We start from the raw sequence: 23,690 nt of genomic DNA, 5'->3' as shown, positions 1-23,690 counted from the left end.
TTCGCTGGGCTTAGTTTTATAAAGCGTCCGTAGAAAGCTTATTCAACGTTCTGAATTTGTTCTCTCATTTGCTCAATCAATACTTTCAGTTCTACCGCTGCTGCGGTAACTTCTGCGCTGATTGATTTAGACGCTAGGGTGTTAGATTCGCGGTTAAATTCTTGCATCATGAAGTCTAAACGGCGGCCTTGTGCGCCACCTTTTTTAAGGATTAAACGCGTTTCAGCAACGTGTGCATCAAGGCGGTCCATTTCTTCTGCAACATCCATTTTTTGTGCAAGCAATACCATTTCTTGTTCCATACGTGCTGGATCAAGTTCGCCGGTGATTTCGGCTAAACGGTTAGTGAGCTTGTCACGTTGCCATTGCATTACTGCAGGCATGTGCCCACGTACAATCGCTACTTGCTCAACGATTTGGTCTAAACGGGTTTGAAGCATAACGTTAATCGCTTCGCCTTCACGGCCACGAGCTTCGATGAATTGCTCAACAGCACCGTCAAATGCAACCAATAATTCTTTGTTGATTGCGCCCATGTCTTTTTCTTCACCCGCCATCACACCAGGCCAGCGCAGGATATCGACTAAGTTAAGCTCGCCTTGATTGGCTTCTTTTTTTAACCATTCAGCGGCATTGAGTAATTGCTTGGCTAAATCTTGGTTTAGGCGCATTTCACTGCTGCCTGAATCAGAGAGTTCGTAACGTAAGTTGACCTCAACTTTACCGCGATTTAAGCGTTTACGTAGGCGATCACGTAATACTGGCTCAAGGCTGCGCATTTGCTCTGGTAAACGCAGGTAAGTTTCTAAGTAGCGTTGATTGACTGAGCGAAGTTCCCAAGAGGCGGTGCCCCATTCGGCTTTGTGCTCAATGCGAGCGTAGGCGGTCATACTTTGGATCATGGTTGAACCCTGATTAGTTAGCAGCAATATAGTGTGTCGATTATAGTCTGCTGAGGGCTAAGGTCAAAGCTTACAAAAACTTATGTGTGAGTTGAGGGCGGTTGTTTACAGGCTTATGCGCTTTTAGGGTTTATTGATTGTACTTCGCTAATCGTACTTAGCTAATTGTGCTGTGCGGCATGAAACTAAAAGGGGTTAACTGAGTCTGAGCTTAGGGCGTTATCTTTAAGCTGTTTGTTTTTGTTTAATCGCGCCGTTTTAACCGTTTGCTTTTTAGTACTAGTTTAGTGTTGGTGAGTGATGACTATAGTGGGGTGTCGTGAGATGTTGCGGGTTAATTTCGCTTATCAAGGCTTTGTCATCGAATTAAGCTGATGAATTGTTTATAGTATGGCACATTCACGTTTAGACCTTGTGGTTTAGATGTTTTCAAATTTTGGAGTAGGCAAGTGGACCATTTTGTGTGGAACCTCGACCCAGTATTGATTTCTTTTATGGGTCTAAAAGTGCATTGGTATGGTGCGTTATTTGCGTTGGCAATTGCCAGTGGTTTTCAGGTAATGAAGCGCATGTACAAAAAAGAAGGCTTGGATGTTGAGTCGTTAGATAACCTACTCATGTATTGTGTGGTGGGGATTATTGTTGGTGCGCGTTTAGCCCATTGTTTCTTTTACGATCCTAGTTATTACTTTGCCAATCCGATGAAGATTTTAGCGATTTGGGAAGGCGGATTAGCCAGTCATGGCGGCGGGTTAGGGGCGATATTAGCGCTGTATTACTACAAGCGTAAAACCGATATGCCGTTTTTATTCTTATTGGATAGATTGGCGATTGCGACGGCGATATTTGGCTTCTTTGTGCGTATGGCTAACTTTGCCAACTCTGAGATTTTAGGTCTGCCTACCACTAAACCTTGGGGCATTATTTTTGAGCGAGTGGATTTATTACCGCGCCATCCTGCGCAGTTATATGAAGCGATTAGCTACTTAATTATCTTTATCTCGCTTTATGCTGTTTACAAGTTTACTAACTTAAAAGAAAAGCACGGGGTTATTTTCGGCTTGTTCTTATGTAGTGTATTTAGTGCGCGTTGGGCCATTGAAATGGTCAAAGTGAAGCAAGCGGCTTATGCCACTGAGTGGACCATGAGTGCTGGTCAGTTACTGAGTATTCCGTTTTTACTTGTGGGTGTGGCTTTGCTTATTTTACCTATGCTTAAAAAGAACAAGTAAATGCTAATTAGTTTGAGTTAGCGCTTTATTGGGCTAATAGATAAAAAGGCCGATGCTCTTAGTGAGTATCGGCCTTTTTATTATTCTGCTACTAAGTTTTGATGCTGAGGGTTCATCAAATAGCTTTTTATAAATGCTTTCAGAGAAAGCTCATTAAAAAAGCTCGCTATAGGGGTGTTATAAAAGCTCTGCGATATCGACAGGTATACCTTGTTCTAACTTTTTGATACTGGCACAAATAGCGGCGTTAATAGGCGTGTTGACTTGATATTGCTTACCTAATTCAACAACTGCTTGGTTGAGGTAGTCTATTTCGGTTTTACGTTTGGCTTGAATATCTTCCCACATAGATGAACGCGCCTGAGGATCGATATCGAGCATCTGCTTTGCCAGTAAAGTAAATAAACCATCAGGCAGCGATAATATCAGTGGCAACCATTGGGGTTTTACTTTGGTAAATTGCGCTAAAGGGAGCTGGGCTTTTTTGCACACGCTTAGCCATTCTTTCATCGCAAGGCTTAATAGTTTACGAGTTTGTTTTTGACTCAGTTGCTGCTTAATGGGTACATCAGTGATGGCATTGAGCGCATTATTGAGGTTAAGCAGCAGTTTGCCGTAAATGATCGGCGCCATGTCCTCTGCCAAGGTGCAACTTAAGCCCACAGAAAGCATTGCTTGTTGAATAGCTTGCGTATGGGGCGAATTGGCAAAAGTGAATTCACCTTCGGTGCCTTTATGAAATGTCGCATGCTCTTTTTGCAGGACATTAAACGGGATTATGCCTTGTATCAGCAGTCTTGGCTGCGATGAGATGTTAGCGAGTGCTTGCTTAACTTCATCTAAACTGCCTAAGCCGTTTTGCATTAATACTATGGTGCTTTGCTGGTGGGATAACAGCAGTAGTTGCTCACTAATCTCGCGAACTTGATGACATTTTAAGGTGACAAAAATCAAATCGAATTTGGGTGTGTCTGCTTCAACTTCGGTAAACAGTGCGTTCGGCATGACTTTTTGATGTAAGCCTTGGTAGCTTGTGAGCGTGATGCCTTGATTGTCGGCAATGCTGCGTTTAATCCGCTCGCGACAAATTAAGCTGACATCGAGTTTAGCCATGAGTAATTCGCCGGCTAAGTAACATCCTGTTGAACCTGCACCAAAGATGGCTATTTTCATCATTTCCCTTAAAGCATGAGTCACATTCCGCCTACCAGTGTGCCGTTTTGTTAATAAAAATCCAATAAGGGTTTTGTTTGACGTGGCATCAAGGCTAACAAGTCACTATAATGCTGTTCAATTATGAGCGTTGATTGCTGGTTTTGTTTTGATTGAGACGTCGATTGAACGATAATTTACAGCCAATTTCAGCTTAAAACCCAATTTAGTCACTGATCCCACACAATAGGAAATGCATATGCGTCCAAGCGACAGAACACCTGCACAATCTCGTCCAGTTACGATTACTCGTCAATTTACAGCTCACGCTGAAGGTTCGGTGTTGGTCGAGTTTGGTGACACTAAAGTGTTATGTACTGCAAGCTTTGAAGAAGGCGTACCGCGTTTTCTTAAAGGCCAAGGTCAAGGTTGGGTGACTGCTGAGTATGGTATGCTTCCTCGTTCTACTCATAGTCGTATGCAACGTGAGGCGGCTCGTGGCAAACAGTCTGGTCGTACTCAAGAAATCCAACGCTTAATCGGCCGTTCATTACGTGCTGCTGTAGACATGAAAGCCTTAGGTGAAAACACTATCGTTATCGATTGTGATGTGATTCAAGCTGATGGCGGTACTCGTACTGCTGCGATTACTGGTGCCTGTGTTGCATTAGTAGATGCATTAAACTGGGCGCGTGGTAAAGGCATTTTAAAAACTAACCCGCTTAAGTTCTTAATTGCTGCTGTAAGTGTGGGTATTTACAAAGGTGAGCCAATCTGCGATTTAGAATACATCGAAGATAGCGCTGCTGAAACTGACATGAACGTTGTGATGACTGAAACTGGCAAGATGATTGAAATCCAAGGCACTGCCGAAGGTGAGCCATTCAGCCACGAAGAGTTATTAAGCTTACTTGAGCTTGCGAAGCACGGCATTCGCGAAATTGTCGATACGCAAAAAGCGGCATTAAGCTAAAACGTATTTGATTAAGGGGCTCTGTTAATAAGAGCCCCTTTTTTTAAGCTTTATTTAGACTTAGTCATCATTAAATAAAAAAATAGATAACAGTGTTAAGGAGATAATGTGAAAGCATATCAACGTGAGTTTATTGAATTCGCTCTTGAGCGTCAGGTATTACGCTTTGGTGAGTTCACCTTAAAATCAGGCCGTACTAGCCCTTACTTTTTCAATGCTGGTTTATTTAACACGGGTCGTGATTTAGCGCGTTTAGGTCGTTTTTATGCTGCTGCATTGGTTGATTCTGGTATCGACTACGATTTAGTGTTTGGTCCTGCTTATAAAGGTATCCCGATTGCGACAACTACCGTTGTGGCTTTATGTGATCATCACGATGTGGATGTGCCTTACTGCTTTAACCGTAAAGAAGCGAAAACCCATGGCGAAGGCGGCTCATTAGTGGGTAGCGAGCTAGCGGGTAAAATCATGTTAGTGGATGATGTGATCACCGCAGGTACAGCGATTCGTGAGTCTATGGAAATCATTGCTGCACAGGATGCAAGCTTAGCGGGTGTGTTAATTGCACTTGATAGACAAGAAAAAGGTAAAGGCGAGTTGTCAGCGATTCAAGAAGTTGAGCGCGACTTTGGCTGTGACATCGTATCTATCGTTAAGCTGTCTGACTTGATTAGCTACTTATCTGAAAAACCAGGTATGGAAAAAGAGCTAGCGTCAGTGAGTGCTTACCGCGAGCAATACGGTATTTAATCCGTCTTCACTATAAGCTAAAAGCAAAAGCCAGTCATATGACTGGCTTTTTTGATTCTGTCGTTTGGCAATGCTGCCCATTTATACCGAGCAAATTAGCACTTAGATTGGTGTAAAAACTCAGCGCGGGTAGCAGGGTTTGATTTAAAAATCCCGCCTAATGCAGTGGTGGTGGTTGAGCTAGTTGAGTCCATCACGCCGCGAGATTTAACGCAGTAATGTACAGCATCCATTTTTACCGCCACATCTTTGGTTTCAAGCAAGGTTTGCAGGGCAACCAGCACTTGCTGAGTCAGCCTTTCTTGTACTTGTGGGCGCTGGGCAAAGAAACGCACAATGCGGTTAATCTTCGACAGGCCAATAATTTTGGTACGTGGCAAATAAGCGACAGTAGCGTAACCATCAATGGTTACTAAATGGTGTTCACAGGTGCTGGTGAGGCTAATATCTTGTACTCGCACCATTTCATCAACGCCCATCTTGTTATCGATGACGGTGATTTTAGGGAAGTTTTGATAATCAAGACCAGAGAATATCTCATCAACATACATCTTTGCGATTCGACGTGGTGTGTCCATTAAGCTGTCATCTGATAAGTCTAACGCCATTAGGGTTAGCACTTCTTTCATGTGATGCTCAATTTTCTCTTTACGCACTTCAGGAGTATGAGTTTGCGGCAGCATCGGGGTTTCAAGCCCTTGCTCAGTTAGTGCTGCTTTAACTTTTATTGCTGCGTCACTTAATGCCATCTTATCCTCCAACCACAATGGTCAAACTTATTACTGAGTGTATGTTATAAATCGTCTTAGTGCTGAGTTAGAGCAAATAGCCCAGTAAGCATAAGGGACGGGGATAATAACGTGATTTGAGTCAAATTAATATTATTGAAATAAAAAAAGCCGACCTTTTTAGTCAAGTACTTGGTGTTTGATGATTTTTTACAGAGCCAATTTGTTGAGCGGTAGCTATTTAGAATAAAAAACGCACTCAGTTGAGTGCGTTTGATTGGTGGTTTTCAGTCACTTGTTAGCTTAGCTACGTAATAATTGTTGCTGCACAAACTGCCACTGTTCATCGAAGTGTTCTGTCGGCTTTTGCTTAAACTCACTGCGCACGAACTGAGCTATTCTGCCTTCTGCGATAGCTAAAAGCAGATTGGCTAAAATGGCTTCGTCTAAGTTAAAACCATGGCCTTCACGTAGTGTTTTCTCACGTAATATTTGCTTGATTTGTGTTTCAATTTTGGCAAATAACCCGCTGACACGGCTACGTAAACGTTCATTTTCACCTAATAGCGCATCGCCATTCAGTACCCGTGAAATACCCGGGTTACGTTCTGAAAAAACCAACAGTAACTGCAAGACTAACTCACAGCGTTTCATGGTGTCCTTTTCTTCATCCATGATGATATTAAGTCGAGACAAAATTGCATCTTCGATGAATTCTATTAGACCTTCAAACATTCTTGCTTTACTTGGAAAGTGGCGATAAAGCGCCGCTTCAGAAACACCAACTTCCGCGGCTAATTTAGCTGTGGTTATCCGTTGGCCAGGGCTGGTTTCCAGCATGTGCGCAAGACATTGTAAAATGTGCTCACGACGATTTATTTTTGGGCTAGCCGCCATTTGTTATTCCTAGGCTTGTGACTACTTGTAAAGGTTACTTGGTACCTGAGTGACCAAATCCGCCTTCACCACGATCTGAGGTATCAAACTCATCGACTAAGGTAAATTGTGCTTGTACTACGGGGACAAAAACGAGCTGTGCTAATCGATCTCCAATTTCTAAGGTAAATGGCTTATCACTGCGGTTCCAGCAAGAAACCATTAATGGACCTTGGTAATCTGAATCAATTAAGCCGACTAAGTTACCTAACACGATGCCGTGCTTATGGCCTAACCCTGAGCGCGGTAAAATGACAGCCGCTAAGCTTGGATCTGCCACATGCACTGCAATCCCTGTAGGGATTAATACTGTCTTACCAGGCTCTATCACCATGGTGGTATCAATCATGGCGCGTAGGTCCATGCCAGCGCTGCCAGGTGTGGCATAGCTTGGTAATGGAAACTCACTGCCGATGCGTGAGTCGAGTAATTTGAGTTCTACAGGTGTTTTCATGATGTTTTTATTTTTGTCGCTATCAGAGTAAGTAATTGTTTTGCCAACGTCAGTTTATCGGTTGCAGGCAGTTGTTGACTACCGTCTTGCCAAAAAACATGTAATGCATTGGCGTCGGCATTAAATCCAAGACCTGCTATTGATACGTCGTTAGCGGCAATTAAGTCCAACTTTTTACGTTCAAGCTTTCCGCGTGCATATTCTTCTACGTTATCGGTCTCAGCAGCAAAACCTACAGTAAAAGGTCGTTTAGTCAGCGCGGAAACGCTGGCTAAGATATCAGGGTTGCGCACAAGCGCAAGCTGCATATTCTCTGATGACTTTTTAATTTTTGACTCGGCCACTTCTGCGATTCGATAATCTGCGACTGCAGCGCAACCGATAAAAATATCTTGGTTATCGACATTATCCATCACGGCATCAAGCATATCTTGTGCTGATTCAACATTAATTCTTGTCACACCTAGCGGGGTGGCTAAGTTAACTGGCCCTGTCACTAAGGTGACTTCTGCGCCCATTTGGGTGGCTGCAGTGGCTAATGCGAAGCCCATTTTGCCAGAGCTATGGTTTGAAATATAACGCACAGGGTCAATAGGCTCGCGGGTTGGGCCAGCTGTTAACAAGAGTTTATGTCCGGTTAACGGTTTAGGGCCAAAGAACTGCACTAATTGTTCGGCAATCGCTAGTGGTTCTTGCATACGGCCAGGGCCGACTTCACCACAAGCTTGATCGCCACTTGCAGGGCCCCAAACTGTGATGCCTTTGCGAGCGACATTAGCAAGGTTTTCTTGAGTGGCTTGATTGCGATACATCTGTTGATTCATCGCAGGGCATACAATTACAGGTGCTTCAGTGGCTAAGCAGGTTGTGGTTAACAGCTCATCTGCCATGCCTGCATTAATGCGGGCAATGAGGTTTGCGGTTGCTGGTGCGACAATTACGACGTCAGCCCAACGTGCTAGCTCAATGTGCCCCATTGCTGCTTCAGCTGCTGGATCAAGTAAATCAGAGGCTACAGGATGGCCTGACAAGGCTTGAATCGTCAGTGGAGTAATAAACTCCATTGCGCTTTGGCTCATGACCACACGGACATCAGCGCCGCGCTCTTTAAGGCGACGAATTAAATCAGCGCTTTTGTACGCTGCAATACCGCCACCAATTCCTAATAGGACATTTTTATTTGTCAGCATGTTGTGCTTAATCCTGCTATTCACTTTATTGCCGCTACGATATCACAATCCGATTAATGGGGGATGATCCGAATTTAAAAATTTAGACCATACTCTTTAGTCGCAAGTGGCCATAAAAGGTCGTAAAGAAAAGAGTTAACTCGTTAACCTAGATTATAGAAGCAATAAACAAGGGAGTGTTTATGGCAATTAAAGATTGGCCAGAGGGAGAAGGACCGAGAGATAAACTATTAAAGCACGGTGCAGGGCATTTATCTGATGCAGAGTTATTGGCGGTATTACTGCGTAATGGTTTAGCGGGACATAATGCGGTTGATTTGGCCCGAGGGATGATCAGCCAGTTTGGTGGATTAAGGCCATTATTTGCAGCGCCAAAATCACAAGTGTGCAAATTGGCGGGTATTGGGCCAGTAAAATATGCTCAATTACAGGCTGCATCCGAGATTTCGAAGCGAATTTTTGAAGAAAATATGCATCGAGGGCAAATTTTAATAAATCCTGATTTAACTCGGGACTATTTAATGAGACAATTAGCAGACCGATCCTATGAAGTGTTCGCATTATTATTGTTGGATAGCCAACATAGAGTGATTCAGTTCGTAGAATTATTCCGCGGAACGATTAATTCGGCATCAGTTTATCCACGTGAAGTGGTGAGCTTAGTGCTGGAGAAAAAGGCTGCGGCAGTCATAGTGTGTCACAATCACCCGTCTGGCATTGCAGAGCCAAGTCAGGCAGATCGGCAAATTACTGACAGATTAAAAAAAGCCCTCTCAACTATCGATGTTTCTCTATTAGATCATATGGTTGTAGGCGATCAAGAGATAGTATCCTTCGCTGAACGCGGGTGGATATTATAAACAATGCTTGATCTTAGTTTTGTTATCGTGTATAAAATGCGCCCTCTTTGTGCCTCGGGCGACGGCCACACGAGGCACATAAATGCTCGAGCGTTTTAAAATTGTTTTTGGAGAAGATTGACATGTCAAGAGTATGCCAAGTTACTGGCAAGAAGCCTATGGTTGGTAACAACCGTTCGCACGCTAAAAATTCGACTCGTCGTCGTTTTTTACCTAACCTACAAAACCACCGTTTTTGGTTAGAAGAAGAAAAACGCTTCGTGCAACTACGTGTATCTACTAAAGGTATCCGTATCATCGACAAAAAAGGTATTGAAGTTGTAGTTAAAGAACTTCGTGCCCGCGGCGAGAAGGTATAATAGAAAATGGCTAAATCTAAAGGTAATCGTGAGAAGATCAAATTAGTATCTAGTGCTAAAACTGGTCACTTCTACACTACTGAAAAAAATAAGCGTAACATGCCTGAAAAAATGGAAATCAAGAAATTTGATCCAGTTATTCGTCAGCACGTTATGTACAAAGAAGCTAAAATCAAGTAATTGATTCGCATCTTTTAAAAAGCCCCTTTATTGGGGCTTTTTTTTGGCCTTTTTTCAGTTAACCAGCCCTAGCTTTTATTTGTATAAGTACGCTCTCGCTTTATCAAAACTTTAGTCAGCGTCACTGAAACTCACCTTTAAAACTAGCAAGATATCTTTACAGCCGTTGAATTTACTAATCCAAGTTTGGTAGTCATTCTGTCATCTTATGGGACTAGGCTGCCGATTAAGTGGCTGATGTCTTCTGTTTCACCACAATAGCCTGATTAAAATGACCTAGCAGCGCACAGGTTGACTAGAGTCATAAATCATACGGTGTGCCCTTCGTTTGAATAGTGTGTGCAAAAATGTGTTAACACTGACGAATGGTCGCCTTATTCTGTTGCTATTGTTGATGTGTTTAAACAAAGCAAATGCGACTTGTTTGAATAGAGTGGAGATGATTGAGCAGTAAATTGTTAGCCGTAATCAATAAGTATTCACTCATAAAAGAATAAAAAGTCTTAACTAGACCAATATAATGCTTTTAAAGTGAATTTAAATGCAATATTATTGATTAATTATATTGTTGGCGAATTCGCTAATGAAACCGATTAGTTTACTTGTTAGGGGTTAATGTGCCTTTGAGAACCACAGAACTTGTTGATGGCTTCCGTCATTCTGCGCCGTATGTCAACGTACATAGGGGTAAAACCTTTGTTGTCATGTTAGGCGGTGAAGCGCTATTACATAACCAGTTCCGCAGTATTTTAAACGATGTTGCGCTGCTGCATTCATTAGGCATTAAAGTGGTACTGGTGTATGGCGCTAGGCCGCAGATTGATGCAGCGCTTCATGACGCAAACATTGAACCGAGTTATCACAACGGCGTTCGTATTACTGATGAAGACTCGCTAAAGGTCATTAAACAAGTCGCGGGTGCAGTGCAGTTTGATATTACCGCTCGGTTATCAATGAGCCTTGGTAATACGCCGATGCAAAATGCGCAAATCAACTTAGTCAGTGGCAACTTTGTTATCGCACAGCCTCTAGGTATCGATGATGGTGTAGATTTTTGCCTAACGGGTAAAGTGCGCCGTATTGATACCCAAGGGCTTGAGCGTCAGTTGAATAACAACTGTATTGTGTTGATGGGCCCTATGGCGGTCTCAGTGACTGGTGAGTGCTTTAACTTAACAGCGGAAGAGGTTGCCACCAAAGTTGCGATAAAACTGAAAGCAGACAAGATTATCGGCTTTAGTAGCACCCACGGTATTTTAGATCAAGCAGGTGAAGTGATTGCTGAGCTGATGCCAAATGGTGCGCAAACTATTTGGGATGAAATGAACCAAGCAGGGCAAGCTTGTGTGGGCACAATGGCGTTCTTAAAGGCCAGTATTGATGCTTGTAGAAACGGGGTGCCACGTTGCCACTTAGTTAGTTTTTTAGAAGATGGTACTTTGCTGCAAGAGCTGTTCTCTCGTGAAGGTATTGGCACCCAGATTGTTACTGAAAGTGCTGAACGTTTAAGGCGGGCTAACATTGGCGATATCGGTGGGGTATTGGATTTAATCCGCCCATTAGAAGAGCAAGGTATTTTGGTGCGTCGGTCACGTGAGCAACTTGAAATGGAAATTGAACAGTTCATGCTGATTGAGCGTGACAGTTTAGTGATTGGTTGTGCGGCTTTGTATCCTTTTGAAGAAGACAATGCTGGTGAGTTTGCATGTTTAGTGGTGCATCCTGATTATCGTGATGCGGATCGTGGCAGCGTGTTATTGAATAACATTATTGGTCAGGCGAGAGTGCGCGGTTATTCACGCTTATTTGCATTAACCACGCGTAGTATTCATTGGTTCTTAGAACATGGCTTTAATATCGTTGAAGTTGATGCTTTGCCGAATGTGAAAAAACAACTTTATAACTTTCAGCGTAAGTCTAAAATTTTAGCGTTAGATTTATAAACCTAACAAATTTGACGTAATAAATGCCACTTCATGGTCATACATGGGTGGCATTTTTGTTATGCTCGACAAAACTATCAGCTCGCTATTAGCACTTATAAGCCTTTGGAAAAATGATGAATATTGAACTTGCAGGACTCTCTAGTAATGCCATGGCGAATTTTATTGGCTTGTTAATTGGCCTAGTGCTGTTAACGATACTGCTCAAAGTAAAAAAATTGCCGAGTGCGGCGTTTTATTCAAGCTTAGGGATTATTATTGCAGTTTTCGCTTTGTTTTCGGTCACCATGTATCAATCGAGCCAGGCAAGGGTATCGGTAAGTCAGTCGGGTGCTGTTGAGGTGAATATTCCATTATATGGTCAACACTTTGAGGCGGGCGAGGTGGATTTGCAGCAAGCGCAGTTAATAAACCTATCACAAGCGCCTCAATTCACCCCTAGTAGACGAACTAATGGATTGGGTCTGACTGGATACTCTTTAGGTTGGTTTACGCTTAAAAACGGCGATAAAGCCTTAGTATCGGTAACAACTAATGAAGGTGTGCTGCTTGTGCCAACTGACAAAGGGTATTCGCTATTATTGTCAGTGGAAAATCCGCAAGCAGCAATGGCTAGCATCACTGCGTTGCTAGATTAAGATTAAGTCTGCTTTAAACGTCGTCTGCGTTGCAGTGCCATGTCAGTGGTAAAGATCAGCAGTGCACTCCAAATAAAGCCGAAGGTAATGCCTTTTTCAATATCAAAGGGTTCGTTGTATAAAAATATCGCCAGCACAAACATGATACTTGGGCCGATATATTGGAAGAAGCCCAGCATGGATAATGGAATACGCATCGCAGCCCCTGCAAAACACAGGAGTGGCACTGTAGTGACAATACCGGCAGCGATAAGGGTTAAGTTCATCGTCAGATCATTGGTAAAGATGTTTGCTGTTGCCGTATCTAATGTCAGCATTAAATAGCCTAACGCCACCGGCAACAAAATCGCAGTTTCAACCAGCAAACCGGTTTTTGCATCAATGTTGACCTTTTTACGCAATAAGCCATAAAAACCAAAAGAACAGGCTAAAGCCAGCGATACCAGTGGAATTGAACCAAACGAGATAAGTTGGATCAGCACTCCAATACTGGCAAGCGCCACTGCCACCCATTGCAGTTTTCTAAGTCGCTCAGATAAGAACACCATGCCAAGTAACACATTGAATAATGGATTAATAAAATAGCCTAAGCTTGCATCTAGCATGTGGTCATTATTAATCGCCCAAATAAAAATCAGCCAGTTAACAGCAATCAGTACCGAGGTTACGGTTAACACCAGCAGTTGTTTGGGCTGTTTCAGAACGAGTTTCAGGCGCGAAAATCCACCGATAAACTGCATTAAGATAATGATAAAGAAAAATGACCACACAACACGGTGAGCCAAAGTTTCAAATGCAGACACATCGCTTAATAATTTAAAATAAAGCGGCGCAATTCCCCAAAGGAAATAGGCACAAATGGCAAGGGCAATGCCTTTACGGTGTTCAAGATCTTGCATGGAAACCAACTGCGCGGAAATAAAGAAAGGGCGATTGTAGGTTGCTCGGGATGATCACTCAAGTTATTAGCGTAATCATTTATTTCATGATGTCTCTCAGGTACGTGATGAACTAGTGCAATATTACCCAAGTTCATCATATTAGCGCCTAGTTCCTTATATTAAACCATCACATTAGCCGACCATATAAGTGCCCGTGCCAAATGCTAAATGGGTGCCTTCTTCGTTATGCAGTTCCATACGGCATACTGAAACGCGGTTTCCTGAGCGAATAACACAACCTGTGCCTGTGAATACTTCACCGCGACCAGGGCGTAAAAAGTCTACACGCATGTCGATGGTACCTAAGGTGGTTAAGCGTTTTTCTAATTGCTCTATTGTCCAATCTTCTCGACTTGAAACTAACCCAGCAAATGCGGTTAACCCGCCAACCACATCGAGCAAGGTGGCTGTGACACCGCCATGGAGAATATTTTGATGTATATTGCCGATGAGTTCAGGCTTCATTCGAATGACAACCTCAACACCTTCAGTGTCGTAGCGTTTAATATCTAATCCTAAAAGATTATGAAATGGCACATGCTTATCAAAAATTTCAGCCACTTGTTTTAGGGCATTTAATTGAACTTCCGTGGTCATAGTTAGCCTTTTTATTGTTATTTTATCTGTAAAAACATGCTTTTAATTAGCTAGGGTCTATTGAACTTTTCTGGTTGAATTTTGTTCGAAATAAAAGCGTTTTAATCGAGGCGGATGAATTGATGCCTAGTCATCTAAGCAAAATTTATCCAACAAAGAGTAAAACGCTTTTAGTCGAACCCTTCGGGCAGCGTTTGTTGGTTATTTTTACTGCGGTATCGACTTATTATGTAGAATAACTACACTACAAAGTCTCTGCCTTGCGACCTTGATGCATAGAATGGCCAACAACTCGCTGCAAAAACAACCTTGAAAGATCAATAGACCCTAGAGTATTTAATCTAACTTAATTAGCTTTATAAAATCAATGATGCATATTTGAGCAGTTAAAGCTGGCTTAATCATATTGAGTCGAGACATCTGCACTGCAGTGCTTTAAAATGATGCTTCTTATCTGCAGCCCAATAGATGGATAGCCCTATTTCCAGTTCAAGCTCAAGCCAAGCGATAGATCAAATCGACATTGCCCCCGCTGATTCTCAACATGAGTCGCAGGATGTGCTTGGGCATCACTTACAACAAATTTTTGGTTACCGTGATTTTCGCGAAGGGCAACGGGAGATTATTGAGCAGACATTAAGTGGGCAAGACACCTTGGTGATTATGCCTACGGGTGGCGGCAAGAGTATGTGCTACCAGCTGCCAGCATTAATTCTTCCGGGTTTAACTGTTGTTGTTTCTCCTTTGATTTCCTTGATGAAAGATCAAGTTGATAGCTTAACGCAATCGGGCGTTGCAGCCGCTTATTTGAACTCTTCTCTTCCGCGCGATGAAACCGTGGCTATTTTACGTCGGCTGCATCAAGGCGAAATTAAATTACTCTATGTCTCTCCAGAGCGTTTATTAAGACCTGACTTTATCGAGCGCTTACATGAACTCAATGTGTCATTATTTGCTATTGATGAAGCGCATTGTATCAGCCAGTGGGGACATGACTTTAGACCTGAGTACGCCGCACTTGGGCAGTTAAAACAGATATTTCCTTATATTCCTTTGATGGCACTAACGGCCACCGCAGATCAAGCGACCCGAGACAGCATTTGTCAGCGCCTGCAAATTCAGCCGTTTTGTCTTTTATCGAGCTTTGATAGACCGAATATTCGATATACCGTGGTTGAAAAACTCAATGCTGCCAATCAACTTAAGCAATTTTTACAATTGCAAAAAGGCAGTAATGGCATCATTTACTGCAGTAGTCGTCGCCGAGTCGACGAAGTCGCTGACAGGCTAAAACTGCAAGGTTTTAGTGCTGCGGCATATCATGCGGGCATGACTCAAGAAGAGCGCATTGATATTCAGGATAAGTTTTTAAAAGACAAAATTGACATTGTGGTCGCAACGGTTGCGTTTGGTATGGGGATTAACAAGTCCAATGTTCGCTTTGTGGTGCATTACGATATTCCCAAAAGTGTCGAATCTTACTATCAAGAAACCGGCCGTGCTGGGCGTGATGGCTTAGATGCCGAAGCGTATATGTTGTTTGACCCGGCAGATATTGGCCGAGTAAAACATCTGATTGAGCAATCAGAGCCAGGGCCACAGCAAGATGTTGAGTTTCATAAAATGAATACCATGGCGGCTTTTGCTGAAGCGCAAACTTGTCGTCGCCAAGTGTTATTGCATTACTTTGACGAAAGCGCAGATAAGCCTTGCGGTAACTGTGACGTTTGTATTGATCCGCCAAAGCGCTATGACGGTACTGAAGATGCAAAGAAAGTCCTTTCTTGTATCTTTAGACTTAATCAACACTTTGGTGTTAATCAGGTGATTGATGTACTGCGCGGCTCAAAAGCCGCGAATGTGATGGACCGAGGTCATAATAAGTTATCGACTTGGGGCATTGGCAAAGAGCATAGTCATGAATATTGGTTATCGGTTACTCGTCAGCTCATTCATCGTGGACTGGCTAGCCAAGATATCACTCGAGGTTCATCGGTTAAGTTAAACGAGTCAGCAAGACCAGTATTAAGAGGGGATGTGACTTTGCAGCTAGCTGAGCCACGTATTCAGTTAGTGACCACCAAGCGCCGTTCGAGTTCATCACGTGCACCACAACAATATGATCGCAAATTGTTTGCTCGTCTTAAGTTACTGCGTCGTGAGTTAGCTGAAGAACATGATGTGCCACCTTACTTGGTATTTAATGACGCAACCTTAGCCGAAATGTCGGCCATGGTGCCGACCAGTGCTGGCGAGATGTTGGCGGTCAATGGTGTCGGTGAACGTAAATTAAGCCGTTTCGGTAATGCGTTTTTAGATGAAATCAGTCAATACCTGATTGAGAACTAGTCCTTTCGCCTTTTATGGTGCCTTTGCTAATGTCCTTCCATAAAATGAACCCTTTAATGAACACTAAAGGCTGCGTTGTCACTCCTGAACCAATGTTTTAATTCTCGAACGATACTCACTTCTAAAAATTCTTTCTTGTGACTTACAGTAATAGCAATCAGATTAAGTTTATTTCATATTTTATATAATCAAAATGATGGATGCTTGTTCAATTTTTTTATGCAAATTTTATCCGTTGCTAACTTGGTTGTTTTTCAATGTAAAACTGAGTAAAAATAAATGCTTAAATCACTGTATATCAAGCTTTACGCTTAGTTGTTGTGTTCAAAAAGATTGGTTTTACTCCATTTATGCTAAGCAAACCTAAGGTATTCTCTTAACCAATGGTAAAAAGATGAATAAATTGGGGTTGACACAGCAGGCTGGTCACGTTAAAAAGTGGGTATAGAAAAATTTAATTTAAGAATAATTAGTTAACTTTAATGAATATTTATAGTGGTAACATTCTCCTAGGTCTCCTTCTTCTCTTACGCAATATTTGCGCGGAGTCCTTTGTGTTACTTGCTAAATAAGTTTACTGGCATTCACAAACCCCGCGCTAACAGCCGCGGGGTTTTTTGTTTCTAGAACCGATTGATTTTAAAAACAGACCAATTAAAGCAACAAATTGAACGAACAAATACAGCTAACGAATTGGAATTAAGCACGACCAGAAAGATGGGATTAAATCGTTAGCTAAGCGAACAAACTTTTACTTGAACAATAGGTTCGATGGAGAAAACTGATGTCCAATAGAGTCATAATATTTGATACTACATTGAGAGACGGCGAACAGGCGTTAGCAGCGAGTTTAACGGTCAAAGAAAAACTGCAAATCGCACTGGCGCTTGAACGTTTAGGTGTTGATGTTATGGAAGTCGGTTTTCCTGTTTCATCACCTGGTGATTTTCAGTCGGTACAAACTATTGCGAAGACAATCAAAAATAGCCGCGTGTGTGCTTTGTCCCGTGCATTAGAAAAAGATATCGATGCTGCAGCGCAAGCAATGTCTGTTGCAGATCAGTTCCGTATTCACACCTTTATTTCAACTTCAACGATTCACGTAGAGAGCAAATTAAAGCGCTCTTTTGATGATGTGCTAGAAATGGCCGTGAGCGCAGTGAAGTACGCACGTCGTTTTACTGATGATGTTGAGTTCTCTTGTGAAGATGCTGGACGTACACCAATTGATAACTTGTGCCGCATGGTTGAGCAAGCAATTAAAGCAGGCGCGCGCACGATTAATATTCCTGACACTGTGGGCTACACAGTACCAAGTGAGTTTGGTGGCATCATTCAAACTTTATTCAACCGTGTCCCAAATATCGACCAAGCGGTTATCTCAGTGCATTGTCATGATGACTTAGGTTTATCGGTTGCTAACTCGATTACTGCCGTTGAACACGGCGCACGTCAAATTGAATGTACAGTTAACGGTATTGGTGAGCGTGCAGGTAACTGTTCATTAGAAGAAATCGCGATGATCCTTGCTACGCGCAAGAATTTGCTAGGGCTTGAAAGCAATATCAATGCAAAAGAAATCCACCGCACCTCATCGCTTGTAAGTCAGTTATGTAATATGCCAATCCAAGCTAATAAAGCGGTGGTGGGCACCAATGCATTCTCTCATTCTTCAGGTATTCACCAAGATGGCATGCTTAAAGCGAAAAATACCTACGAGATTATGACGCCAGAAAGCATTGGTTTAAATCGTAATAACTTAAACATGACCTCTCGTTCAGGCCGTCACGTGATTAAGCACCGTATGGAAGAAATGGGCTACAAGGCAACTGATTACGATATGGATACCTTGTACGAACAGTTCTTAAACTTAGCAGATAAAAAAGGCCAAGTGTTTGATTACGATCTTGAAGCATTGGTGTTTATGGAAGCGCAATCTCAAGACGATGATAACTATTCATTAGAGCACCTAATGGTGCATTCAGATTCGACAGAAGGTGTCGCAACGGCAACGGTTCGCATCATCGTGGATGGTAAAGAAATTACAGAGGCTGCGACCGGTAACGGTCCAGTTGATGCGGCGTATAACGCGATAGCTCGCGCTACTGACCGCACCATCAATATTACTAATTACAAATTAGGTGCAAAAGGCGAAGGCCAAAATGCATTAGGTCAAGTGGATATAACTGCTGAGTACAATAAGCAGACATTCCACGGTGTTGGTCTAGCGACAGATGTGGTTGAGTCTTCAGCACAAGCATTAGTGCATGTGATGAATTTGACATACCGCGCAGATAAGGTCGCCAATTATAAACAACAGATTCATAAAGATAGGGAGTTAGGTGGAGTATGAGTTATCAAGTAGCAGTATTAGCAGGTGATGGTATTGGTCCAGAAGTTATGGCTGAAGCACGTAAGGTGTTAAAAGAAGTTGAAGCCAGATTTGAACTAGACATTGAATATGCTGAGTACGATGTCGGTGGTATCGCCATTGATAACCATGGTTGTCCGCTGCCTGATTCGACCCTTAAGGGGTGTGAAGCTTCTGACGCAGTATTGTTTGGTAGTGTCGGTGGTCCTAAGTGGGAGCATTTATCACCAAACGATCAGCCTGAACGTGGCGCACTTTTACCATTACGTGGTCACTTTGATTTATTCTGTAATTTACGCCCAGCCAAACTGCATGCAGGCCTTGAGCATATGTCTCCGCTGCGCAGCGATATTTCATCTCGCGGGTTTGATGTGCTTTGTGTACGTGAATTAACTGGCGGTATTTATTTTGGTAAGCCAAAAGGGCGCCAAGGTGAAGGCGCTGATGAAGAAGCCTTCGATACTATGCGTTACAGCCGCCGTGAAATCGAACGTATTGCACGTATTGCATTTGAAGCCGCCCAAGGTCGCAGTAAAAAAGTCACTTCGGTAGATAAAGCCAATGTGCTTGCGTGTTCAGTGCTATGGCGTGAAGTGGTTGAAGGCGTTGCGCAAGATTTTCCTGATGTTGAGCTTGAGCATATCTACATTGATAACGCGACGATGCAGTTATTACGTCGTCCGAATGAATTTGACGTGATGTTATGTTCAAACTTATTTGGTGACATCATTTCAGATGAAATTGCCATGTTAACCGGCTCGATGGGCTTATTGTCGTCAGCCAGCTTAAACAGTTCAGGTTTTGGTATGTATGAGCCTGCTGGTGGCAGTGCACCAGATATTGCAGGACAAGGTATTGCAAACCCTGTGGCGCAAATTTTATCGGCGGCATTGTTACTTCGTCACAGTTTAAAACTTGAAGATGCAGCTAGTGCAATTGAACGTGCGGTGAGTAAAGCATTGTCGGCAGGGTATTTGACCGGTGAGTTATTAAGTAGCGATGAGCGTCACAATGCGAAATCGACCTCAGAAATGGGCGACTTTATCGCAAATGCTGTTAAGGAAGGTGTCTAATGGCCAATCAAGTTTCAGCGCAAACCTTATATGAAAAAGTCTGGGATGCTCATGTGTTAGCTTCGCCAGAAGCAGAAGCGCCGATTATTTATGTGGATCGTCATTTGGTACATGAGGTGACGTCACCACAAGCTTTTAGTGGGTTGAAAACGGCGGGTAGAAAACTACGTGCGCCAGAAAAAACCTTTGCCACTATGGATCATAATATCTCTACCTTGAGCGCAAGTTTAGATGCCATGAGCCCAATGGCGCGTATTCAAGTGGAAACCTTAGCGCAAAACTGTAAAGAGTTTGGCGTCAAGCTTTACGATATTCACCATCCAAACCAAGGTATTGTCCATGTGATGGGCCCAGAACTTGGGATTACCTTGCCGGGTACAGTCATTGTGTGTGGTGATTCTCATACCGCAACCCATGGTGCTTTTGGGGCATTAGCATTTGGTATTGGTACCTCTGAAGTTGAACATGTATTAGCCACGCAAACCCTGCGTCAACTTAAAGCGAAAACCATGAAAGTGGAAGTACGTGGCAATGTAACCGAAGGGATTACTGCTAAAGACATCGTACTCGCTATCATTGGTCGCTTAGGCATGGATGGCGGCACAGGCTATGTTGTCGAGTTTTGTGGTGAAGCCATTGAAGCTTTATCAATGGAAGGCCGCATGACCTTATGTAACATGGCCATCGAAATGGGCGCTAAAGCGGGTATGGTTGCACCTGATCAAACCACGTTTGATTATCTTGAAGGCCGTGAATTTTCGCCTAAAGGTGATGACTGGGAACAAGCTGTAAAAGATTGGACTGCACTGAAAACAGATGCAGGTGCTCAGTTTGATGCTGAAGTTGTATTGGAAGCTGCAGATATTGCCCCGCAATTAACTTGGGGTACTAACCCTGGTCAAGTCGTGCCTATTGATGCAGAAGTGCCAAACCCAGCCACAGAATCTAATGCCACTGTACGTGGCAGTATGGAAAAAGCACTAAAGTACATTGGCTTAACGTCAGGGACTAAAATGGTCGATATTCCAATTAATAAGGTGTTTATCGGATCGTGTACTAACTCCCGTATCGAGGATTTACGTGCTGCTGCTTATCATGCAAAAGATCGCAAGGTTGCTGATGGCGTTGTGGCTATTGTGGTGCCGGGCTCTGGTCAAGTTAAGCTTCAAGCTGAAGCTGAAGGCTTAGATAAAGTGTTCCTAGAAGCAGGGTTTGAATGGCGTTTACCGGGCTGCTCAATGTGTTTAGCAATGAATGATGACCGTTTAGAAGCGGGCGATCGCTGCGCATCAACCAGTAATCGTAACTTCGAAGGTCGACAAGGCCGTGGTAGCCGAACTCACTTAGTGAGCCCAGCTATGGCAGCCGCAGCTGCTATTGCTGGTCACTTTGTTGATATTCGTAAGCCTTACTAACGGTCAAGAAAAAGGACAAACAGATGCAAGCTTTTACAGAACACACAGGCTTAGCGGTTGCTATTGATAGTGCCAACATCGATACCGATCAAATTATTCCTAAGCAGTTTTTATCGAAAGTGACTCGCGACGGTTTTGGAGTGCATTTATTTCATGACTGGCGTTATTTAGATGAAGCGGGTGAGCAAGATAACCCAACATTTTCGCTGAATTTACCTCGCTATAAAGGTGCGTCAGTCCTTTTAGCACAAGAAAACTTTGGTTGTGGCTCGAGTCGTGAACATGCGCCATGGGCATTAGCAGATTTCGGTTTACGAGTGGTTATTGCGCCGACATTTGCGGATATTTTTTACGGTAATTCAATCAACAATGGTTTGTTGCCTGTCAAACTTACCCATGAGCAAGTTAATCAGCTCATGGCTGAAGTGGAGGCGAGTGAAGGTGCGGAAATTACGGTGAACTTAGAATCACTCACTGTGACTTCACCGTCAGGCAGTGTGTTTAGTTTCACTATTGCAGAATCAGCAAGACATAAACTATTAAATGGATTAGATGCGATTGGCTTAACGCTTGAATATGCTCAAGCAATTACTGAATATGAAGCCGCTATTCCAGCTTGGCGTGGTTAGTTTCATGACTTAAATACGCTTTTAAAAGTCATTCCATTATAAAATGGAATATTGAGCGTACACGTGTACCAAGATTATATTAGACAAAGCCTCTACTGCTATCAGTTGAGGCTTTTTTATTGGCATCATAAAATAGTTGTACTTTATCTTACTGTATTTAAACGTTTAATATTTGTACTGGTGTCTTTTGTTAAAAGCTTAGCTGAATTCACTGGCAGTTTAAGCGAACCAGTGTTTTACATTTTTAACTTTATATCCATATGAAAAATAACAGTTTAACTATTGTTTTGTTTTTGTATCGTACCAAGCTTAGCGAATAATTTTTTGAAAACGCATCATTTTCATTAAAAATTGTGTGATACATGTCACTTAAAATGTTTCTTAACTATCAAATTGTAGTTATTTACTCTGTTTTAAGGCTTTTGGTTGTAAATTTATTCTGCATCAGTAAACTTGCCGCGATTTCAAATTGAGCAATTGCTCTAATGATGTAAGAGATTAGGCAAACATAAGATTTGCTATAAACAGAGACTAATAATGAAAAAGACAATATTGACTGTGGCCGTTAGTGCCATGCTTTTCGGGGCAACGACTCAAGTGAATGCTGCTGGATTCCAGTTAGCTGAATATTCTTCGACTGGTTTAGGTCGTGCTTTTGCTGGTGAAGCGGCTATGGCTGATAATGCTGCGGCTCAAGCAAGAAACCCTGCAATGCTAACGTACCTTGAAGGTCGTCAGCTTTCTGGTGGTGCGATTTACGTGATGCCAAATGTTGATGTGATGGGTGATGTCAGTATTTCTTCTCCATTATTAGGTGACGCTCCTGTTATGGTGCCAGCAGATGCTATCGATATTGCCGGTAACGCTGTAGTGCCAAATTTTTATTACTCAAATCAGCTGAATGATCAGTGGACTTGGGGTTTAGCTGTGAACTCTAATTATGGATTAGCAACAGAATTAGATGCTAACCATGCAGCAGCAATTTTTGGTTCAGAAACCGGTATTACCACTGTTGAATTCAACCCGAACATTGCTTACAAAATCAGCGAAGCATTCAGTGTTGGTGCAGGTTTACGTGTTGTATATGGCGAAGGTCATGTTGGCGCATCAATGCCAGGTTGGATTGATGGTGTTAAGCAAGCTGTGCCAGATTTAGCGCCAATGTTGCCTGATGCTGGTGCAAGCCTTAAATACATGGAAGGTGATGATATCGCGTTTGGCTGGCAATTAGGTACTAGCTGGCAGATTAACGAAACTCACCGTGTCGGTTTTGCTTATCATAGCGGTGTTGAGTTAGAACTTGATGGCGAGGCTTCAGGTTTACTTTATGATGGCGGCCAAGACGTTTACATCGAAGGTTACTTACCGATTGAGCTACCTGCTTTTGCTGAGTTAGCTTCTCATCATCAGTTCACTGACAACTGGGCAATGCACGCCAGTGTTAACTGGACTCAGTGGAGCGTTTTTGAAGAGTTAGTGGCTTATTTCCCTGGCGAAAACAAGCCGACTGGCGACCTTGATTCTGATTTAGTTAAAGAAGAAAACTTTAAAGACAACTGGCGCTTTGCTTTAGGCACGACTTATCAACTTAACGACAAGTGGTTAGTGCGTGGTGGTATGGCTTTAGATAAAGGCGCTGCTCAAGACGAATACCGTTCGACAACGATTCCTGATTCTGACCGCTTATGGTTCAGTGCGGGTGCAGGCTACCAAGCGACTAAAAACCTAACCGTTGATTTTGCTGTGACTTACCTTAAAGGTATCGGTGATGCGCCAATCAATGAAACACAAGATTTATTGGGTTTAGCGTCGGTTAACTACAGCGGCGACGTTGAAGCTGACGTATGGTTAGCGGGTATTCAACTTAGCTACAAAATGTAATGAGTTAGCCCAATACGCTAGATTCATTTAAAGCCTCGCAATTGCGGGGCTTTTTATTGCGCTAGATTCCGCATTCTATGCTGAGTTGTGTGGTTAGTTACCTATTATGGAGTGTTGAATTCATCACATTATTAATC

Annotated in this window: 22 protein-coding genes; 14 read left to right on the top strand and 8 right to left on the bottom strand. The window is 42.8% G+C overall.

The window, feature by feature from the left end; translation table 11 throughout:
• Window positions 1–38: 38 nt before the first annotated feature.
• The gene (locus tag Q4600_RS16490) at window positions 39–902 is read right to left on the bottom strand and encodes a YicC/YloC family endoribonuclease (RefSeq protein WP_303517229.1); all 864 of its coding nucleotides are present in this window, start codon (window positions 900–902) and stop codon (window positions 39–41) included.
• Between the two features lie 449 nt (window positions 903–1,351).
• Here Q4600_RS16490 and lgt point away from each other — a divergent pair, with 449 nt between their 5' ends.
• Window positions 1,352–2,134 (top strand): prolipoprotein diacylglyceryl transferase, encoded by a 783-nt coding sequence (lgt, locus tag Q4600_RS16485; protein ID WP_303517230.1) that lies wholly within the window; start codon window positions 1,352–1,354, stop codon window positions 2,132–2,134.
• 177 nt (window positions 2,135–2,311) lie between these two features.
• Here the strand turns inward: lgt and Q4600_RS16480 are convergent, their stop codons facing one another.
• Window positions 2,312–3,307: a 2-dehydropantoate 2-reductase gene (locus tag Q4600_RS16480; protein WP_303517231.1), complete on the bottom strand. Its 996-nt coding sequence runs from the start codon at window positions 3,305–3,307 to the stop codon at window positions 2,312–2,314.
• 238 nt (window positions 3,308–3,545) lie between these two features.
• On the opposite strand from Q4600_RS16480, the gene rph reads away from it, so the two are divergent.
• Window positions 3,546–4,259: a ribonuclease PH gene (gene rph, locus Q4600_RS16475; protein ID WP_055025233.1), complete on the top strand. Its 714-nt coding sequence runs from the start codon at window positions 3,546–3,548 to the stop codon at window positions 4,257–4,259.
• 108 nt (window positions 4,260–4,367) lie between these two features.
• Entirely contained in the window at window positions 4,368–5,009 is a 642-nt protein-coding gene (pyrE, locus tag Q4600_RS16470) for an orotate phosphoribosyltransferase (protein WP_303517232.1), read from the top strand.
• Between the two features lie 95 nt (window positions 5,010–5,104).
• Here pyrE and folE read toward each other — a convergent pair whose 3' ends face one another.
• From folE to coaBC, 4 genes are all read right to left on the bottom strand, one after another.
• Entirely contained in the window at window positions 5,105–5,758 is a 654-nt protein-coding gene (gene folE / locus Q4600_RS16465; protein ID WP_102526827.1) for a GTP cyclohydrolase I FolE, read from the bottom strand.
• A 282-nt stretch (window positions 5,759–6,040) separates the two neighbouring features.
• Window positions 6,041–6,634, bottom strand: a complete 594-nt coding sequence (gene slmA / locus Q4600_RS16460) for a nucleoid occlusion factor SlmA (RefSeq protein WP_102526830.1) — start codon at window positions 6,632–6,634, stop codon at window positions 6,041–6,043.
• Between the two features lie 34 nt (window positions 6,635–6,668).
• Window positions 6,669–7,127: a dUTP diphosphatase gene (gene dut, locus Q4600_RS16455; protein ID WP_229370478.1), complete on the bottom strand. Its 459-nt coding sequence runs from the start codon at window positions 7,125–7,127 to the stop codon at window positions 6,669–6,671.
• Window positions 7,124–8,317 carry a bifunctional phosphopantothenoylcysteine decarboxylase/phosphopantothenate--cysteine ligase CoaBC gene (coaBC, locus tag Q4600_RS16450; protein ID WP_229370480.1) on the bottom strand — a complete coding sequence of 398 codons (1,194 nt, stop codon included), beginning with the start codon at window positions 8,315–8,317 and terminating at the stop codon, window positions 7,124–7,126. The genes dut and coaBC overlap by 4 nt, the downstream gene beginning before the upstream one ends.
• A 182-nt stretch (window positions 8,318–8,499) precedes the next feature.
• Between coaBC and radC the strand changes: the two genes are divergently transcribed.
• From radC to Q4600_RS16425, 5 genes are all read left to right on the top strand, one after another.
• Complete coding sequence (gene radC / locus Q4600_RS16445; protein WP_248956815.1) at window positions 8,500–9,177, top strand: DNA repair protein RadC; 678 nt, start codon at window positions 8,500–8,502, stop codon at window positions 9,175–9,177.
• A gap of 122 nt (window positions 9,178–9,299) precedes the next feature.
• Window positions 9,300–9,536, top strand: a complete 237-nt coding sequence (rpmB, locus tag Q4600_RS16440; protein ID WP_055025225.1) for a 50S ribosomal protein L28 — start codon at window positions 9,300–9,302, stop codon at window positions 9,534–9,536.
• A 6-nt stretch (window positions 9,537–9,542) separates the two neighbouring features.
• Window positions 9,543–9,716 (top strand): 50S ribosomal protein L33, encoded by a 174-nt coding sequence (gene rpmG / locus Q4600_RS16435; protein ID WP_011494790.1) that lies wholly within the window; start codon window positions 9,543–9,545, stop codon window positions 9,714–9,716.
• Between the two features lie 623 nt (window positions 9,717–10,339).
• Window positions 10,340–11,659, top strand: coding sequence for an amino-acid N-acetyltransferase (gene argA, locus Q4600_RS16430; protein ID WP_303517243.1), 1,320 nt, complete (start codon window positions 10,340–10,342; stop codon window positions 11,657–11,659).
• A 116-nt stretch (window positions 11,660–11,775) separates the two neighbouring features.
• Entirely contained in the window at window positions 11,776–12,297 is a 522-nt protein-coding gene (locus tag Q4600_RS16425) for a PH domain-containing protein (protein WP_303517233.1), read from the top strand.
• A gap of 2 nt (window positions 12,298–12,299) precedes the next feature.
• On the opposite strand, the gene rarD is transcribed toward Q4600_RS16425, so the two are convergent.
• Window positions 12,300–13,196: an EamA family transporter RarD gene (rarD, locus tag Q4600_RS16420; RefSeq protein WP_102526835.1), complete on the bottom strand. Its 897-nt coding sequence runs from the start codon at window positions 13,194–13,196 to the stop codon at window positions 12,300–12,302.
• Window positions 13,197–13,370: 174 nt separating this feature from the next.
• Window positions 13,371–13,835, bottom strand: a complete 465-nt coding sequence (locus tag Q4600_RS16415; RefSeq protein WP_102526836.1) for a thioesterase family protein — start codon at window positions 13,833–13,835, stop codon at window positions 13,371–13,373.
• A gap of 468 nt (window positions 13,836–14,303) precedes the next feature.
• Between Q4600_RS16415 and recQ the strand changes: the two genes are divergently transcribed.
• From recQ to Q4600_RS16380, 6 genes are all read left to right on the top strand, one after another.
• Window positions 14,304–16,184: a DNA helicase RecQ gene (gene recQ / locus Q4600_RS16405; protein WP_303517234.1), complete on the top strand. Its 1,881-nt coding sequence runs from the start codon at window positions 14,304–14,306 to the stop codon at window positions 16,182–16,184.
• 784 nt (window positions 16,185–16,968) lie between these two features.
• Window positions 16,969–18,537, top strand: coding sequence for a 2-isopropylmalate synthase (gene leuA / locus Q4600_RS16400; protein WP_303517235.1), 1,569 nt, complete (start codon window positions 16,969–16,971; stop codon window positions 18,535–18,537).
• Window positions 18,534–19,628 (top strand): 3-isopropylmalate dehydrogenase, encoded by a 1,095-nt coding sequence (gene leuB / locus Q4600_RS16395; RefSeq protein WP_303517236.1) that lies wholly within the window; start codon window positions 18,534–18,536, stop codon window positions 19,626–19,628. Before leuA ends, leuB begins: the two co-directional genes overlap by 4 nt.
• On the top strand, window positions 19,628–21,043 hold the full coding sequence (gene leuC, locus Q4600_RS16390) for a 3-isopropylmalate dehydratase large subunit (RefSeq protein WP_102526840.1): 1,416 nt from the start codon (window positions 19,628–19,630) through the stop codon (window positions 21,041–21,043). The genes leuB and leuC overlap by 1 nt, the downstream gene beginning before the upstream one ends.
• A 23-nt stretch (window positions 21,044–21,066) precedes the next feature.
• The gene (leuD, locus tag Q4600_RS16385; protein ID WP_102526841.1) at window positions 21,067–21,672 is read left to right on the top strand and encodes a 3-isopropylmalate dehydratase small subunit; all 606 of its coding nucleotides are present in this window, start codon (window positions 21,067–21,069) and stop codon (window positions 21,670–21,672) included.
• 537 nt (window positions 21,673–22,209) lie between these two features.
• Entirely contained in the window at window positions 22,210–23,553 is a 1,344-nt protein-coding gene (locus Q4600_RS16380; protein WP_303517237.1) for an outer membrane protein transport protein, read from the top strand.
• Window positions 23,554–23,690: the final 137 nt, after the last annotated feature.

Origin of the sequence: Shewanella sp. 2_MG-2023 (assembly GCF_030548905.1) — a bacterium.
Classification (GTDB): domain Bacteria; phylum Pseudomonadota; class Gammaproteobacteria; order Enterobacterales; family Shewanellaceae; genus Shewanella; species Shewanella electrodiphila.
This window is presented reverse-complemented; position numbering and strand designations above follow the sequence as displayed.

Excerpts from the sequence above, each read along its gene's own strand:
- Q4600_RS16425 (WP_303517233.1), top strand. The coding sequence starts at position 11,776 with ATGAATATTGAACTTGCAGGACTCTCTAGTAATGCCATGGCGAATTTT.
- slmA (WP_102526830.1), bottom strand. The coding sequence starts at position 6,634 with ATGGCGGCTAGCCCAAAAATAAATCGTCGTGAGCACATTTTACAATGT.
- Q4600_RS16490 (WP_303517229.1), bottom strand. The coding sequence starts at position 902 with ATGATCCAAAGTATGACCGCCTACGCTCGCATTGAGCACAAAGCCGAA.
- rpmG (WP_011494790.1), top strand. The coding sequence starts at position 9,543 with ATGGCTAAATCTAAAGGTAATCGTGAGAAGATCAAATTAGTATCTAGT.
- leuB (WP_303517236.1), top strand. The coding sequence starts at position 18,534 with ATGAGTTATCAAGTAGCAGTATTAGCAGGTGATGGTATTGGTCCAGAA.
- leuC (WP_102526840.1), top strand. The coding sequence starts at position 19,628 with ATGGCCAATCAAGTTTCAGCGCAAACCTTATATGAAAAAGTCTGGGAT.
- rph (WP_055025233.1), top strand. The coding sequence starts at position 3,546 with ATGCGTCCAAGCGACAGAACACCTGCACAATCTCGTCCAGTTACGATT.
- coaBC (WP_229370480.1), bottom strand. The coding sequence starts at position 8,317 with ATGCTGACAAATAAAAATGTCCTATTAGGAATTGGTGGCGGTATTGCA.
- leuD (WP_102526841.1), top strand. The coding sequence starts at position 21,067 with ATGCAAGCTTTTACAGAACACACAGGCTTAGCGGTTGCTATTGATAGT.
- rarD (WP_102526835.1), bottom strand. The coding sequence starts at position 13,196 with ATGCAAGATCTTGAACACCGTAAAGGCATTGCCCTTGCCATTTGTGCC.
- radC (WP_248956815.1), top strand. The coding sequence starts at position 8,500 with ATGGCAATTAAAGATTGGCCAGAGGGAGAAGGACCGAGAGATAAACTA.
- recQ (WP_303517234.1), top strand. The coding sequence starts at position 14,304 with ATGGATAGCCCTATTTCCAGTTCAAGCTCAAGCCAAGCGATAGATCAA.
- folE (WP_102526827.1), bottom strand. The coding sequence starts at position 5,758 with ATGGCATTAAGTGACGCAGCAATAAAAGTTAAAGCAGCACTAACTGAG.
- dut (WP_229370478.1), bottom strand. The coding sequence starts at position 7,127 with ATGAAAACACCTGTAGAACTCAAATTACTCGACTCACGCATCGGCAGT.
- Q4600_RS16380 (WP_303517237.1), top strand. The coding sequence starts at position 22,210 with ATGAAAAAGACAATATTGACTGTGGCCGTTAGTGCCATGCTTTTCGGG.
- Q4600_RS16480 (WP_303517231.1), bottom strand. The coding sequence starts at position 3,307 with ATGAAAATAGCCATCTTTGGTGCAGGTTCAACAGGATGTTACTTAGCC.
- rpmB (WP_055025225.1), top strand. The coding sequence starts at position 9,300 with ATGTCAAGAGTATGCCAAGTTACTGGCAAGAAGCCTATGGTTGGTAAC.
- leuA (WP_303517235.1), top strand. The coding sequence starts at position 16,969 with ATGTCCAATAGAGTCATAATATTTGATACTACATTGAGAGACGGCGAA.
- Q4600_RS16415 (WP_102526836.1), bottom strand. The coding sequence starts at position 13,835 with ATGACCACGGAAGTTCAATTAAATGCCCTAAAACAAGTGGCTGAAATT.